General features: G+C 63.0%; 15 protein-coding genes. 7 read left to right on the plus strand and 8 right to left on the minus strand.

Annotated elements, in window-relative coordinates:
- Nucleotides 1–59 precede the first annotated feature (59 nt).
- On the plus strand, nucleotides 60–1,466 hold the full coding sequence (locus FZZ90_RS04200; protein ID WP_226424512.1) for an isochorismate synthase MenF: 1,407 nt from the start codon (nucleotides 60–62) through the stop codon (nucleotides 1,464–1,466).
- On the opposite strand, the gene gshB is transcribed toward FZZ90_RS04200, so the two are convergent.
- Together gshB and grxC are read right to left on the minus strand one after the other, a co-directional pair.
- On the minus strand, nucleotides 1,433–2,356 hold the full coding sequence (gene gshB / locus FZZ90_RS04205) for a glutathione synthase (protein ID WP_226424513.1): 924 nt from the start codon (nucleotides 2,354–2,356) through the stop codon (nucleotides 1,433–1,435). The two genes, FZZ90_RS04200 and gshB, sit on opposite strands and share 34 nt — an antisense overlap.
- A gap of 3 nt (nucleotides 2,357–2,359) precedes the next feature.
- A complete protein-coding gene (gene grxC / locus FZZ90_RS04210; RefSeq protein WP_226415527.1) occupies nucleotides 2,360–2,617 on the minus strand; it encodes a glutaredoxin 3 in 258 nt (85 codons plus the stop codon).
- A 77-nt stretch (nucleotides 2,618–2,694) separates the two neighbouring features.
- Between grxC and prfB the strand changes: the two genes are divergently transcribed.
- From prfB to FZZ90_RS04240, 6 genes are all read left to right on the plus strand, one after another.
- Nucleotides 2,695–3,823, plus strand: a protein-coding gene (prfB, locus tag FZZ90_RS04215) for a peptide chain release factor 2 (RefSeq protein ID WP_226424514.1) whose coding sequence is annotated in 2 segments (ribosomal slippage) — nucleotides 2,695–2,769 and nucleotides 2,771–3,823 — 1,128 coding nt in all. Because the reading frame shifts where the segments join, the coding sequence is not laid out codon by codon here.
- Nucleotides 3,824–3,827: 4 nt separating this feature from the next.
- Complete coding sequence (locus tag FZZ90_RS04220) at nucleotides 3,828–3,992, plus strand: DUF3285 domain-containing protein (RefSeq protein ID WP_226400945.1); 165 nt, start codon at nucleotides 3,828–3,830, stop codon at nucleotides 3,990–3,992.
- Nucleotides 3,993–3,994: 2 nt separating this feature from the next.
- On the plus strand, nucleotides 3,995–4,513 hold the full coding sequence (gene ybeY, locus FZZ90_RS04225; RefSeq protein ID WP_226424515.1) for an rRNA maturation RNase YbeY: 519 nt from the start codon (nucleotides 3,995–3,997) through the stop codon (nucleotides 4,511–4,513).
- 104 nt (nucleotides 4,514–4,617) lie between these two features.
- Complete coding sequence (locus tag FZZ90_RS04230) at nucleotides 4,618–5,025, plus strand: diacylglycerol kinase family protein (RefSeq protein WP_226425010.1); 408 nt, start codon at nucleotides 4,618–4,620, stop codon at nucleotides 5,023–5,025.
- A 14-nt stretch (nucleotides 5,026–5,039) separates the two neighbouring features.
- Nucleotides 5,040–5,633, plus strand: a complete 594-nt coding sequence (locus FZZ90_RS04235; protein WP_226424516.1) for an aminodeoxychorismate/anthranilate synthase component II — start codon at nucleotides 5,040–5,042, stop codon at nucleotides 5,631–5,633.
- A 35-nt stretch (nucleotides 5,634–5,668) separates the two neighbouring features.
- Entirely contained in the window at nucleotides 5,669–6,391 is a 723-nt protein-coding gene (locus FZZ90_RS04240; protein ID WP_226424517.1) for an MBL fold metallo-hydrolase, read from the plus strand.
- 10 nt (nucleotides 6,392–6,401) lie between these two features.
- On the opposite strand, the gene FZZ90_RS04245 is transcribed toward FZZ90_RS04240, so the two are convergent.
- From FZZ90_RS04245 to mnmE, 6 genes are all read right to left on the minus strand, one after another.
- The gene (locus FZZ90_RS04245) at nucleotides 6,402–8,207 is read right to left on the minus strand and encodes a hypothetical protein (protein ID WP_226424518.1); all 1,806 of its coding nucleotides are present in this window, start codon (nucleotides 8,205–8,207) and stop codon (nucleotides 6,402–6,404) included.
- 128 nt (nucleotides 8,208–8,335) lie between these two features.
- Nucleotides 8,336–9,328: an asparaginase gene (locus FZZ90_RS04250; RefSeq protein ID WP_226424519.1), complete on the minus strand. Its 993-nt coding sequence runs from the start codon at nucleotides 9,326–9,328 to the stop codon at nucleotides 8,336–8,338.
- Nucleotides 9,325–10,443 carry a histidinol-phosphate transaminase gene (locus FZZ90_RS04255; RefSeq protein ID WP_226424520.1) on the minus strand — a complete coding sequence of 373 codons (1,119 nt, stop codon included), beginning with the start codon at nucleotides 10,441–10,443 and terminating at the stop codon, nucleotides 9,325–9,327. The genes FZZ90_RS04250 and FZZ90_RS04255 overlap by 4 nt, the downstream gene beginning before the upstream one ends.
- Nucleotides 10,440–12,212 (minus strand): arginine--tRNA ligase, encoded by a 1,773-nt coding sequence (argS, locus tag FZZ90_RS04260; protein WP_226424521.1) that lies wholly within the window; start codon nucleotides 12,210–12,212, stop codon nucleotides 10,440–10,442. The genes FZZ90_RS04255 and argS overlap by 4 nt, the downstream gene beginning before the upstream one ends.
- 43 nt (nucleotides 12,213–12,255) lie before the next feature.
- On the minus strand, nucleotides 12,256–13,095 hold the full coding sequence (nadC, locus tag FZZ90_RS04265; RefSeq protein ID WP_226424522.1) for a carboxylating nicotinate-nucleotide diphosphorylase: 840 nt from the start codon (nucleotides 13,093–13,095) through the stop codon (nucleotides 12,256–12,258).
- Nucleotides 13,096–13,118: 23 nt separating this feature from the next.
- Nucleotides 13,119–14,471, minus strand: coding sequence for a tRNA uridine-5-carboxymethylaminomethyl(34) synthesis GTPase MnmE (mnmE, locus tag FZZ90_RS04270; RefSeq protein WP_226424523.1), 1,353 nt, complete (start codon nucleotides 14,469–14,471; stop codon nucleotides 13,119–13,121).
- Between the last annotated feature and the right edge of the window lie 18 nt (nucleotides 14,472–14,489).

Genomic DNA, 14,489 nt, shown 5'->3' on the forward strand with positions numbered 1-14,489 from the left:
GTTCCCGCAGGGCGAAGACCCATACATTTGAGCAGTAACCCTGGCCGGAAACGCCGCGGATGTCGGCTGATTGTTGTTTCAGCACCCTCCTCTCCGCTGCCCAGCGGGGATGGTTGGCCTGTGACGGCGATGAAGCACTGCTCAGCCTGGCCGTGCCGATCGAAGGGATCGACCCGCTTCTGGCTTTGCCGCAGCTGGCGGAACAGGAAAGCCTGCAGGTGCTGTGGGACAGCGCCCCTGGCCTCTGCCTGGCCGCTGCAGGGCCCTGCCAGGAACTGGAGCTGGCGGGCAGCCGTCGCTTTGAGCAGGCCCAGCGCTTCGCCGACCTCTGCCTCAGCCGCCTGCACGACACCACACCGGACAGCCCGGCCCATGCGCGACCTCGGGTGCTGCTGCGCTTCCGCTTCTTCGATCAGGTGAGTGAGCGCCGCCGCAGTGAAGCGGTGGTGCCATCGGTGCAGGCGGTGCTGCCTCGCTGGCAGCTCAGCCGTCAGGGACGCCGCGGCTGGCTGCGGCTGAATGGGGTCGTGAGCAGTGCAGCGGACTGCCGCGAGCTGGCGGAACAGCTTTGGCTCAAGCACGAACAGCTGCTCAAGACACCAGCCACGCCAACCCCGCTCAAGCCCCAGGCGCTGGTGGCGGCAACGGAACCGGAAACCTGGCGGCAGCGCTACGCAGCAGCCCTCACCCGCGGCATTGATCTGGTCAACAGCGGCGACCTGCACAAACTGGTGCTGGCGGTGCGGCACCGCATCGTTCTGGCCGACACCTTCGACCCCTTACCGCTGTTGAAACGACTGCGGCGGCAACAGGCGGGAAGCTGCCGTTTCCTCTGGCAGCGCCATGCGGGGGATGCCTTCTTCGGTGCGTCACCGGAACGGCTGCTCAGCCTGCGCGCCGGTTGGCTGCGCAGTGATGCCCTGGCCGGCACGGCGGGGCAGGGGGATTCCGGCGCTCAACTGCTGCGCTCCGATAAGGACCGCCGCGAACACGAATTGGTGGTGGAAACGATCACCGACCAACTGCGCCGCAACGGGTTGACCCCGCGCCGCCGCCGCCAACCCCAACTGGCCCGCCACGGCAACCTCACCCACTTGCACACCCCAATCACGGCGGAAACCCAGGGTCAGCCCGTCCTGGCGCTGGCTGAACAGCTGCACCCCACCCCCGCCGTTGCCGGGTTGCCACGCCGCGACGCCATGGCCTGGTTGCGCACCCTCGAACCCTTCGAACGGGGCAGTTATGCGGCGCCGATCGGTTGGATCGACAGTGCCGGTGATGCGGAACTGCGGGTGGCGATCCGCTGCGGGCACGCCCGGGGCTGCGAGCTGGACCTCACCGCCGGAGCAGGCCTGGTGCGGGGGTCTGTTGCCGAGCGCGAGCTGCAGGAAGTGGGGCTGAAGCTCGCGGTGCTGGCGGACCAGCTGGAACTTCAGACCAGCGCGCGCAACCGCTCGATCGTCTGATCTGCCAGGGGCTGGTTCATCAGCCGCTCCACTTCACGCACTCCCGTAGGGCTGGTGACGTTGATTTCGCTGAGCATGCCGCCGATCACATCGATGCCGACGAAGAACAATCCCTCCGCCCGCAGTGCTGGGGCCAGGGCGGCGCAGATCTGACGTTCCCGCTCGGTGAGTTCCGTAGCCTCCGCCTGGCCACCGACGGCCAGATTGCTGCGGAATTCCCCCGCTGAAGGGCGTCGATTGATCGCTCCCAGGGGATCGCCATCCACCAGCAGGATGCGCTTGTCGCCTTCGCTCACCGACGGCAGAAAGGCCTGGGCCATCACCGGCAGGCGTTCCTGCTCCGTCACCAACTCCAGCAGGGCCTTCAAGCCTGGCGACTGGCCGTTGACCCGAATCACCCCCAGGCCGGCACGGCCCCCCAGGGGTTTCAGCACAATCTCCTGCTGCTCCTGGGCAAACAACAGCAGCTCAGACACCCGCCCCGCCACCAGCGTGGGGGCCATCCAACGGCTGAAGCGCAACGCCCCCAGTTTTTCGTTCCAGCTGCGCAGCGCACTGGGGCGATTGAGCACCCGCACCCCAGCCCGCTCCGCCACCTCCAGCAGATGGGTGGCGTAGAGATACGCCTCATCCACCGGCGGATCCTTGCGCATCCAGATCACATCAAACCCAGCCAGGGCCTGACGTTCGGCCACCCCAACCGTGATCCAGGGCTCCGGGGTCACCGGCAGGGCAATCGCTAAAGGTTCATCCCCCCGAGCAATCAGATCGGAGGGCGTGCAGGCCCACACCTCATCGCCGGCCCGACAGGCGGCCTGCATCAGCGCGGCGGAGGAATCCTTGGCTGGATTGATCTGCCCCAGCGGATCCAGAACGAACAGCTGGCGCATCGATCAGGCCTTCAGCAGCGCATCAAGCTCACCGGCGCGCTCTAAGGCATGGAGGTCGTCACAGCCACCGATGTGGCGGTCGTCGATGTACACCTGCGGAACGCTGCGGCGACCATCACCCCTTGCCGCCATGGCATCCCGGCCAGGCTCATCGCCATCCACGCTGTGTTCGGTGTAGCTCACCCCCTTGCGATCCAAGAGCCCCTTGGCGCGGACGCAGAAGGGGCAGGTTTGCCAGGTGTAGATCTCAACCTTGGCCATTGCGTTGGTGATGCCAGTGGTCGGATCCTATGCAGCGACTGCGCTGATAGCGTCAGAGGCTGATCAGGACCGAGTCCTTGCTGGATCTCACCGACTTCAAACGCGACCTCTCCGAACTCACTGACCGCCTGGGCAATGCCCAGGACTGTCTTTGACGTTCCTGCACTGAACGCAAGGCAACAGGATCTCGAACAACTCGCAGCCCAGCCCGATTTCTGGGATGACCAGCAGAACGCCCAGAAGCAGATGCGGCGTCTGGATGAGGTGAAAGCTCAGCTGTCTCAGCTGGCCGGATGGCGCGGTGCAGTCGATGACGCCCAGGCCACCCTTGAGCTCTACGAGCTGGAGCCCGATGAGGACCTGCTGCAGGAAGCCCAGAACGGCCTGAACCAGCTGCGCCAAGGGCTGGACCGCTGGGAGCTGGAGCGCCTGCTCAGCGGCGAATACGACAAAGAGGGGGCCGTTCTCAGCATCAATGCAGGCGCCGGTGGTACCGACGCCCAGGACTGGGCCCAGATGCTGCTGCGCATGTACACCCGCTGGGCGGAAGACCACGGCATGAAGGTGACCGTGGACGAACTCTCCGAAGGGGAAGAAGCCGGGATCAAGAGCTGCACGATCGAGATCGAAGGGCGCTACGCCTACGGCTACCTGCGCAACGAGAAAGGCACCCATCGCCTGGTGCGCATCTCACCGTTCAACGCCAACGACAAGCGCCAAACCAGCTTTGCCGGTGTGGAGGTGATGCCCAAGCTTGAGGAGGACGTCAAGCTCGACATTCCTGAAAAGGACCTGGAGATCACCACCAGCCGCTCGGGCGGCGCGGGAGGCCAGAACGTGAACAAGGTGGAAACGGCTGTGCGCATCCTGCACATCCCCACCGGGCTGTTTGTGCGCTGCACCCAGGAACGCTCCCAACTCCAGAACAAGGAAAAGGCGATGGCGTTGCTGATGGCCAAATTGCTGGTGATCGCCCAAGAGCAACGGGCGGCCGAAATCGCCGACATCCGAGGCGACATCGTTGAAGCAGCCTGGGGCAACCAGATCCGCAACTACGTTTTTCAGCCCTATCAAATGGTGAAAGACCTGCGCACCAATGAAGAAACCAACGATGTGCAAGCCGTGATGGATGGGGCCCTGGACCCGTTCATCGACGCCTCTTTGCGCCAGGGTGTCGACAGCCCCGGCGCGGACGCCGATTCCTGACCCCATGGCCACCGAGAGCACCCCACCGCCGAGCTTCGTCAAACAGGCCATGCGCAACATGGTGCGCAAGGGCAGCAAGAGCCTGTTTCACTTCGGCCTCACCGCCATGGGATTGCTCGGCTTCATCACCCTCGTGGCTTGGCTGGGGCGTCCGACCCTGCCGGGGTAGGCATGGAGCTCGACCTCGCACTGGATCGGGAGGGGGTGGCGATGGAACCCTCCGACAGCACCGATCTGCTTGATGAAACGGACTGGCTCCAGCAGTTGAAGCATTGGCTCAACAGCATCTGCGGGGATAAGAGCCTCGACTGCCCAACCCTGGTGCGCGCGGCGGAAGAGCTGAGCCTGGGGCTGCGCTTCACTGATGACGCCAACATCGCGGATTTGAACAGCGCCTGGCGCCAGAAAACAGGCCCCACGGATGTCTTGTCGTTTGCCGCCCTCGACGACGCCGGCGACTGGATGGAAGGCCCCAGCATCGAACTGGGAGACATCGTCGTTTCCCTGGAAACGGCCCGACGTCAGGCCCAGGAGCAGGGGCACAGCCTGCAGCGGGAATTGCGCTGGCTGGTGAGCCATGGCCTGCTGCACCTGCTGGGCTGGGACCATCCCGATGAAGACAGCCTTGCCGCGATGCTGGCCCTGCAGGAAAGGCTTCTTGGGGATGAGTGGCCTGGACAACCCGGGTAGTCTTCGAACAGCGGGCGTCTGCCCTGCGGAGTCCGAGTTCCGTTCCGATGACCACCGAATCGCCCCGGAGACCATCCGCAGACGCAGCTTCGGAAGAGGTGGCGATGGTGCCTAACGGAATGCGACGACGGGGCAGCTGGCGCATCGCCGGTGATCTGCCGTCGAGTTTTCGCTACGCCGCCCAAGGCCTTGGTTACGCCTTCCTCACCCAGCGCAACTTCCGCATCCATGTGGTGACGGGCGTGGTGGTGTTTGGCCTGGCCACCTGGCTGCAACTGGATCTGATCCGCCTGGCCGTGCTGGTGCTTACGGTGGCGGCCGTTCTGGTGTTGGAGCTACTGAACACAGCGATGGAAGCGGTGGTGGATCTGGCCATTGGCCGGCGCTATCACCCCTTGGCCCGCATCGCCAAAGACTGTGCTGCTGCCGCCGTACTGACGGCCGCCATCAGCTCTTTATTGATCGCTCTCTTTCTCCTACTTCCGCCGCTCTTGCTCCGCCTGGGGCTCTGACTTCCGATTCGCAGATGCTGCTGGTCATCGACAACTACGACAGCTTCACCTTCAACCTGGTGCAGTACTTCGGTGAACTCGCGGCCCAGCATCCGGTGGCAGCCGATCTTCAGGTGCATCGCAACGACGCCATCAACCTCGAGCAGATCCGCGCCCTGAAGCCAGACGCGATCCTGCTCTCTCCAGGGCCAGGCGACCCTGATCAATCAGGTGTCTGCCTCGACATCCTCAAGGACCTCTCAGCAACGGTGCCCACCCTGGGGGTGTGCCTGGGCCATCAGGCCATCGCCCAGGTGTACGGCGGCCGAGTGGTGCGCGCCCAGCAGCAGATGCACGGCAAGACCTCACCGGTGCTGCATAAGGGCGACGGCGTGTTCGCAGGACTGCCTCAACCGCTGACGGCCACCCGCTATCACTCCCTGATCGCCGAGCGCGAAACCCTGCCGGACTGCCTCGAGGTGACCGCCTGGCTCGAGGACGGCACGATCATGGGCCTGCGGCATCGAGAGCATCACCACCTGCAGGGGGTGCAGTTCCACCCCGAAAGCGTGCTCACCGATCAAGGCCACCAACTGCTGGCCAATTTCCTGCGGGAAGCCGAGGGATAACGCTGTTAGCGTCCAAAGCACGTTCAACCCCGCCCATGTCCGTCCTGCGTTCCGCTGTGACCGCCGCTGCAGGCCTGGCACTCAGCCTCTCAAGTCCGGTCTTTGCGGGCGGTGGGGTGTCGATCAGCAGCTATGGGCAACGGGCCCTTCTGATCCAAGGCGGCGGCCAGTCGGTGCTGCTCAACCCCTACAAAGCCGTCGGTTGTGCAGCAGGCCAGCCCGAGCCCCGGCTAACGGCCGGCGTTGTTCTGGCCAACTCTGAACTTGCCGATGAAGGAGCCCGCGATGTGGCCGGCGGCCACTTTCTGGCCCAACCCGGGTCTTATCGCATCGGCGGGCTGAGCCTAGAGGGCTTCGCCAATCCCCACGACCGGATGGGCGGACGCCGCTTTGGCAATGCAACCCTGTGGCGCTGGCAGCAGGGGGGCCTCAGCTTTGCCCATCTCGGTGCTACCGCTGGAGAGCTCACAGCTGCCGACCGGGTGCTGCTCGGCAACCCCGATGTGCTGATCATCGGCGTTGGCGGCGGCAGCAAGATCTACAACGCCGAAGAAGCCGCGGCGGTGGTGAATCAGTTGAACCCCAAACGCGTCATCCCGGTGCAGTACGTCAACGGCGAAGCACCTGAAGGCTGTGATCAAGAGGGTGTGCAGCCCTTCCTCGACGCCATGGGTGGCACCGCCGTGCGCCGAGTGGGCCGAACCCAAACCCTGCCGGGCAACCTCGACGACACCACCGTGATCACGGTGATGCAGTAGCGGGAGACGTTCAAACGGACCAAATTGCTCCTTGTGAGATATATCCCAACTCAGTAAATCCGACTGCATCTGCCTCTAACTCTGAATACCCATAGGCGCCTGTGTTGGGATTGAAATACCCAATAAATTGGACATCACCTTGATCCGGCGGTAGCGCATGGAAAGCTTCAACAGGATCTGAGTAGCCCCCGGCCTCCATCACCTCATTCATCTGCTTCCGACCACGCACGATCCGACTTGTTCCAGTGACGTCATGGGTCATAGAGTAAAAGGGGCGACCGCCATCCTTTCTCGAAACATTGAAAAAGGAGCTGGGCATCGACACATATCCCCCATCTTCCTCTACCAGCAGTGCGATCGTGTCACCCAAACTGCTGGAGTAGTGAGTATCAAAAGTGGAAACAGAATCAGCACGCGTGACCACATTCTGACCAGTAATCACATCAGCTCGACTAGAACGCTTGAGGTTCTTGGCTGACTTCTTCGGCTCGTCATCACCCAGGAAACTCAAGCGAGCCCCACCATATTCATAGGCAGATCCGATGATTTGCCCGTAAGGATCTCCAGCTCCAGTTGCACTGATCCAAAGTTGATAGCCCGTAGCATTTGCGATGCCACCATGGGCACGAAATGCAACGGGCAACTGCTGGAGGTTCTCTGACAAATGAGGAATATCCATAGCGCCGGCGATGGTGTCGGTGTACTCGACAATATTTCCACCCATGTCGTACGCCAACCAAGGTGATGGACTATCGGAGCCACCAACGTCCGTGACATTTGCATTTCCGTAGGTCTTACCCTCTGGCGCATACCAAGGCTGCCAAAAAACACCAAAATTGTAGTTGGAATAGCCCTGATTTCTCTTTATTTTTTGATCAAGTTCCTTGATCTGAACTTCACCCGTATCACTAACATTCACTTGAGCGAAAGGACTCTCAGCAGCCTTACCCTCAGCTAGACCTTGATCTTTCCCTTCCTGAGTAAACAGGGGAATCGGAGCTTCATTGCTAACAGTGGGGAAATAAAAGTAATTCGTTCCATTTCCAGTTTCCTCACCCGCATAATAGGCGGCCTTAATCCATTCATCCTGAGAGGGGAAGAACAGACCATCAACATTTTGCCGCGACAGGAATGCATAATTTGAATCACTTAAATTATAGGAGCCATTATCAATCGTCTCAGAAAATTTATAATAACGATCCGTCACCTCAACATCAAAGCCGAGGGGACTCTTTCGCTGAGACTGCTTCTGCCCAACAGCCCCTCCGTTGGTTAGAGAATTAATGAAATATGCGAACTGAAATCCATTGATCATCATCACTGGCTTGTCCGCCCACACCGGATCAGCTACGGCATAGTGCTGACCATCTTCGGCATGATCGACATACAAAATTTGGCCTTGAAAATGATTCACCAAAGGGTTATTTTTTTCATTCCAGAGCTTAACTTTGGTCCACGGCTGCTTTGGATTCTCACCCTCTGCATCAACAGCATTCAAAAAAGCACAATATTGAGCTGCAGTAATTTCAAATTGGCCAATGCCATACTCATAGGGAACACCCCCAACGACCTGGTAGTTAAAGAGAAGTTCCGATGTTGTGTCGATAGCGAAGGGTGCCACCGGCGAATTAACAGGATCGGCTGGAATCGTTTCTTCTGAAGGAGGAACAAATCCGCGAATCGCGACCCCTTCATTACCCGCTTGATCAACGCCAGCAAAACTGAGCTTGATGTCGTAATTGTTTTGCCTCTGGCCCCTTAGGCGTTGATTTCTCAGACGTCGGTTCCTGAGGCGTCGCCTTCTCTGGATGCTCACGAGGGCTGATCAATTTTTCAAACTAAAAGCAGCCTGCAAACAAACCTTAAAAGTACGGGATTGCTTCATATCGGTGATTAGAAGTCACTCACCAACTGCGGCAAAACACCTAACAGCGCAGAAAGCAATCAATTCAAGAGCTCGAGTTGGATCAACCGATCGGCCATGCTTGCACGATCCAACCCCGCAATGAGGCACAACAGCAACAACACCCTGGCTTTCTGGGGATTGAGGCTGCCTGCAGGCAGCAGCCCGAGCCGTTCGTCCTCGGGATTGCGGTGCACGGGTCCAGACCCACAGCGGTTGGCCCGCAGCATCAACGGTCGTGGGCCAGCCCACGTCTCCAACACCCGACATTCGCCAACCGACAACTGGCCGGCGCCCGTCCCGGTGAACACCAGGCCTGCAACCCCGGCGTTGAGACAGACGCTGAGCAGGAGCGGCTCAGGCTCCACACACCCGTAAACGATCGGCACCTGGGGCCATTGCTCCGGTAAATCGAGCCCAGCGAAGGGCACCTGCCGGGGTCCACTCACCATGGCCAGATGAACGCCCACATCGTCCACCCACCCCAAGGGCCCGCTATCGGGACTGGCAAAGGCCCCCACCCCCTGGGTGGCCAGCTTGGTGACCCGCTCGGCGCCATGGATCTGTCCATCCATCACCACCAGAACGCCATGGCCGCGGGCTTCTGGACTTGAGGCCACCTGCACCGCCTGCAACAAATTGAGCGGCCCATCGGCACTGAGGGCCGTGGCTGGCCGCATCGCCCCCACCAGCACCACGGGCCGGGGATCGTCGATCAACAGCTGCAGCAACCAGGCGGTTTCCTCCAGCGTGTTGGTGCCATGGGTGATCACCACCCCGGCCAGCTCGGGGGCCGCCGCAAAGGCACCACGAATGCGATCCACCAGCGCGCGCCAATGCTCAAAGAGCAGATCAGCGCTGTCGACATTGGCGACCTGCTCGACGCTGATCGTGGCCAGACCCTGAAGCTGCGGCACCGCCGCCAGCAGGGCATCACCCCCCAGCACCCCAGCGGTGTAGTCGTTCAGCGTTGCACTGTCGGCCGCACAGCCGGCGATGGTGCCACCGGTGGCTAGCAGCAGCAGGCGATTCATTGCTCCAGGGAGAGGAACGCCTCGATGAAGCGCTGCATCTGGCTGGTGGTGCCGATGCTCACCCGAAAACAGCCATCGATCAGGGGCTTGCCGGCCATCGAACGCACCAGAATTCCAGCCTCGCGTAATTCCGCATCCACCTCCGCCACCGGGCGCTGGGGCCAGATCAGCAGATAGTTGCCGCCGTCACAGTGATGGCGCACGCCTGCATCCCGCAGCGCTTGCAGGGTCCAGTCGCGAGCCCGCAGCACCTCGGCCACGTAGGCGTCCACATACGACTGATCGGCCAAGGCGGCGAACGCCGCAGCCACGGCCACGCTGTTCACGTCGTAGGGGCCCGTGACACGGCTCACCCGATCGACCACATCGGCATGGCCGATGGCGAAGCCGATGCGCAGACCCGCCAAACCAGCTGTTTTGGCCAGGGAACGGAACACCAGGAGGTTCGGGGTGGCCGTGAAATCAGCGCTCGGCAGCACGCTGTCACCTGTGAAGGCCTCATACAACTCATCCACCACCACCAAGGTGCCCGGGGCTGAGGCCGCCAAGGCGATCACCTGATCTGCTGGCAAGCGCGTGCCGGTGGGGTTGTTGGGGTTGCAGATCAACAACAACCGCGGCGAGCGAGCCGCCAACGCTTCCTGAATGGCCGCCAACGGGAAGCGGAACGTCTCCCCCTCGTAGGGGATCGCCTCGATCGTCATGCCCTGCATCCCAGCGCAGGGGCTGTAGTAGCCAAAGGTGGGCGCTGTGGTCAGCAACGTCTCACCGACATCGCCATACGCCTGAAACACCGCATGGATGGCGGCATCCACACCGTTGAATAGACCCACCTGATCAGGCTTCAAGCCCGGCCGGCAGCCGGTTTCCAGCAGGTTCTGGAGCAACGCATCCCGCAGGCCGTCGTACTCCGGATAAACGGCAATTTCTTCGGTGCTGAAGTTGCGCAGCGCTTGGGCCACCAGGGGGCTGGGGCCAATCGTGTTTTCGTTGAAATCCAGCCGCAGCATCTGGCGGCGGCCCTCCAGCGGCGCGCTGTAGGCCTTGAGCTGCTCAACAGCGGCGCGGGCCGCTGGAGCACCACCAGGTGTGAACGGTTGAATGTTGTCGCTCACATGCGGTCCAGGGTGGCAATGCCCAGCAGTCCGAGCCCCAGTCTGAGGGTGTCGGCCGTTAAACGACAAAGAGCGAGGCGGGATGCCAGCGCTTCAGGATCGGCCTTGAGCACCGGCACCTGGTCGTAAAAGCGGTTGAACACCTGGCTGAGCTCGAATAGGTAGCTGCACAACCGGTTGGGCAGCAGCTCCTCCTCCACCTCAGCGATCACGGCGTCGAACTTGAGCAGCTCCCGCACCAGGGCCCACTCCTGGGGCTCGCTGAACTGCAGTTGGGCACTGGTGGCCGCAAGGTCGCCCCCCTTGCGGGCGATGCCGGCGATGCGCACCACGGCATAGAGCAGATAGGGCGCTGTGTTGCCCTGCAGCGCCAGCATCCGGTCGAAGGAGAACTGGTAATTGGTGATCCGGTTCTGGCTGAGGTCGGCGTATTTCACCGCCGCCAAACCCACGGTGCCTGCCACATGCTGGATGAACTCCTCCGACTCGCTGCGCTCCTCCACCTTCAGGCGTGAGCGCAGATCGGTCTCAGCACGCTCGACGGCTTCATCGAGCAGATCCCGCAAACGAACGGTGTCGCCTGCACGGGTCTTGAGCTTTTTGCCGTCCTCCCCCTGCACCAGGCCAAAGGGCACGTGCTCGAGGCGCGCACCGTCCGGAATCCAACCGGCCCGCTCGGCCACCTGGAACACCCCGGCGAAATGGTTCGCCTGACCAGCATCGGTGACATACACAACACGACCGGCACCATCCCCCTCCGGCGCCGCACCAAAGCGGTAGCGGATCGCCGCCAGGTCAGTGGTGGCGTAGTTAAAGCCGCCGTCGCTCTTCTGCACGATCACCGGCAGGGGGTTGCCGTCCTTGCCCTGCACACCCTCGAGGAAGACGCACTGGGCACCGTCGTCGGTGACCAGCAGTTCGGCGGCCTTCAAACCATCAATCACCGCCGGCAGGAAGGGGTTGTAAAACGACTCGCCGCGTTCGCTCAGGCGGATGTCGAGCCGGTCGTAGATCTTCTGAAACTCCCGCCGCGACTGATCACAGAGCAGGCCCCAGGCCTTGAGCGACACCGGATCGCCCCCCTGCAGCTTCACCACCTCATCGCGGGAGGTGGACTGGAAGGCTTCGTCGTCATCGAAGCGCTTCTTGGCCTCGCGGTAGAAGGCCACCAGGTCTCCCAGATCCACCGCATCGGCGGTGTCCAGGGCTTCCGGCGCCACCTGCTTGAGATGGGTAATCAACATGCCGAACTGGGTGCCCCAGTCGCCCACGTGATTGAGGCGCAGCACCGGATGGCCGCGGAACTCCAGCACCCGCGCCAGCGAGTCGCCAATGATCGTGGAGCGCAAATGCCCCACATGCATCTCCTTGGCGATGTTGGGGCTGGAAAAATCCACCACCACCGGCGCCGCGTTACTAACCGCCGGCACGCCCAGACGCTCGTCCCCCAGCCGTGCCGACACCTCCGCCGCCAGCCGCTCCGGGCGGATGGTGAGGTTGATGAAGCCAGGCCCAGCGATCTGGGGATCCAGGCAGAGGTCTGTGAAGGCGGGATCGGCCTGCAGCTCCTCCACGATCGCCGTGGCAATTTGCCTGGGCGCCTGCTTCAAGGGCTTGGCCAGGGGCAGCGCACCGTTGGCCTGGAAGTCACCGAATTCCGGCTTGCTGGCAGGGGCCAGCTGGGGGTCCAGCCCCGCATCGGTCTCCGGGAAGGCCCGTTGCATCGCCGCCCGCAACTGGGCATCCAGGGACTGGGACAGGCTGAGCATGGGCAGTGCGTGGCCGGGGGAATCCGGCTCTGATCATCCCTCTTCAGGTGAAACGCATGCTCAGGTCCAACCAGTGGCTGCGGGTGACCGGCGCACTGGTGGAGATCAAATCGATGCCGGTGGCGGCGTAGGCCTGCAACTGCTCGGGCTGAATGCCGGAGGCCTCCAGCACCACCCCGCGGGTACTGCAATCCCGCAGGCTCGGCACCAGGGCCGTGAGCTGCTCGGGAGTGAACTCATCAAGGAGCACTCCATTGGCGCCCGCCTGCACCGCCTCCAGCGCCTGAGCTTCAGTCTCGGCTTCCACAATCACGGCCGCTGGCCAAGGAGCCTGATCGCGCACGGCCGCGATAGCCGCCGTGATGCCCCCCGCCCAGGCGATGTGGTTCTCCTTGAGCATGGCCGCGTCATCCAGCCCCATGCGGTGGTTGATGCCGCCGCCGCAGCGGACTGCGTATTTCTCCAGCAGACGAAGCCCAGGCGTGGTCTTGCGGGTATCGGCCAGACGCACACCGGTGCCCTGGAGCTGGGCCACCAATTCAGCGGTGGCGGTGGCAATGCCTGAGAGGCGCATGGCCAAGTTCAAGGCGGTGCGTTCTCCCGCCACCAAGGCCGTGGCCGGACCTTCCAGCTCCAGCAGGCAGTCCCCGGCCTCGACGGCGTCGCCGTCCTGCCTCAGCAGACGAACACTCACCCCAGGATCCAGCCGCTGGAACAAGCGCTGCACCAAAGGGCCACCGCAGAACCGGCCGGGCTGTTTGGCAAGCCAATGGGCCTGACCCTGCTGGCCCTGCAACGCAGCCGCCGTCAGATCGCCACGACCGATGTCTTCTGCCAGCCAAGCCTCCAAGGCAGCGGTGAGTGCAGGGGATTGCCAGTCCAAACCGTTCCTGAAGTCCGCTGAACCTATTTTCCGATGCAGAAGCGCGAAAACACCCGATCCAGCACTGCTTCGGTGAGCTCTTCTCCAGTGATCTCCCCCAACGCTCGGATCGCCTCCCGCAGATCGATCGTCCAAAAGTCCCACGGGAGCTGCTGTGCCGCCACCTCCTGGCTACGGGCCAGGGCTTCGGCGGCTCGGGCAGCGAGATCGCGTTGGCGTTGGTTCAGCGCCACCAACATGCCGTCGGTTCCAGCAGCTCCGCAACGCTCCAGCAGGGCCCGCACCAGGTCGGCCTCCCCCGTACCGTCCAACGCCGACAGCTGAACATCCACCGGCTGGGGGAAGGCCCCCGCAGGAAGATCCGCTTTGTTAGCCACAAGGATCCTGGGGATCTTCTCAGGGATGCGCGCCAGCAAGTCGGCGTCTTCGGCGGTCCAGCCCGCATGGCCGTCAAGCACCAACAGCACCACATCAGCCGTGGCCAGCGCTTCTTCGCTGCGGGCAATTCCCAGCTGCTCCACCGCGTCATTGGTACTGCGGATGCCGGCGGTGTCGAGCAGGGTGATCGGTACCCCCTCCAGCACGATTTCGCTCTCCAGCAAATCTCTGGTGGTGCCCGGCAGATCGGTCACGATCGCCCGCTCACGGCGGCTGAGCCGATTGAGCAGGGAACTTTTTCCCACGTTGGGGCGACCCACCAACGCCACCCGCAGACCCTGGCGCAGGGCATCGCCCCGCTCGCCATCGCGCACCAGCTGCTCAAGCTCCAGGCGAACGGCTTGCAGCTGCTGCAGTAAGGCCTCGCCATCGAGGGGCGGCAGGTCTTCCTCGAAATCCACCCGGGCCTCCAACTCGGTGAGCTGGTCCAGCAGCCGTTCCCGCAGGCCGGTGATCTGGGCCTGAATGCCGCCATCGAGGCCCGCCATCGCCAACTCGGCCGCCCGGCGGCTGCGGGCTGCCACCAGCTCACTCACCGCCTCCGCGCGGGTGAGATCGAGCCGACCGTTGAGCACAGCCCGCTGGCTGAACTCGCCGGGCTGGGCCCGGCGCACCCCCGGCTGCCGCAGCACCTGTTCGAGCACCCGCTGCACGGCGATCACGCCGCCATGGCAGTGGATCTCCACCACGTCCTCACCGGTGAAGCTGCGGGGCCCGCGCATCAGCAGCAGCAGCACCTCATCGAGACGCCGGCCCTCGCCATCGATCACATGGCCGTACACCAGCCGGTGCGATCCCCACTCCTGACGGCCCGGGCAGTGCACCACGCTGCGCCCCGTCGCTTCCGCAGCCGGCCCGGAGAGACGGATCACGGCGATCCCGCCCTGACCTGGGGCCACGGCGGTGGCCACTGCCGCAATCGTGTCGGTGCTGGGCACAGCAGTCGCCGCTGGTGA

Source organism: Synechococcus sp. MU1617 (genome assembly GCF_020514235.1).
In the GTDB taxonomy this organism is placed as follows: domain Bacteria; phylum Cyanobacteriota; class Cyanobacteriia; order PCC-6307; family Cyanobiaceae; genus Parasynechococcus.

Coding starts and splice junctions, on each gene's coding strand:
- FZZ90_RS04200 (WP_226424512.1), top strand. CDS start 60: ATGTCGGCTGATTGTTGTTTCAGCACCCTCCTCTCCGCTGCCCAGCGG.
- gshB (WP_226424513.1), bottom strand. CDS start 2,356: ATGCGCCAGCTGTTCGTTCTGGATCCGCTGGGGCAGATCAATCCAGCC.
- grxC (WP_226415527.1), bottom strand. CDS start 2,617: ATGGCCAAGGTTGAGATCTACACCTGGCAAACCTGCCCCTTCTGCGTC.
- FZZ90_RS04220 (WP_226400945.1), top strand. CDS start 3,828: ATGGCCACCGAGAGCACCCCACCGCCGAGCTTCGTCAAACAGGCCATG.
- ybeY (WP_226424515.1), top strand. CDS start 3,995: ATGGAGCTCGACCTCGCACTGGATCGGGAGGGGGTGGCGATGGAACCC.
- FZZ90_RS04230 (WP_226425010.1), top strand. CDS start 4,618: ATGGTGCCTAACGGAATGCGACGACGGGGCAGCTGGCGCATCGCCGGT.
- FZZ90_RS04235 (WP_226424516.1), top strand. CDS start 5,040: ATGCTGCTGGTCATCGACAACTACGACAGCTTCACCTTCAACCTGGTG.
- FZZ90_RS04240 (WP_226424517.1), top strand. CDS start 5,669: ATGTCCGTCCTGCGTTCCGCTGTGACCGCCGCTGCAGGCCTGGCACTC.
- FZZ90_RS04250 (WP_226424519.1), bottom strand. CDS start 9,328: ATGAATCGCCTGCTGCTGCTAGCCACCGGTGGCACCATCGCCGGCTGT.
- argS (WP_226424521.1), bottom strand. CDS start 12,212: ATGCTCAGCCTGTCCCAGTCCCTGGATGCCCAGTTGCGGGCGGCGATG.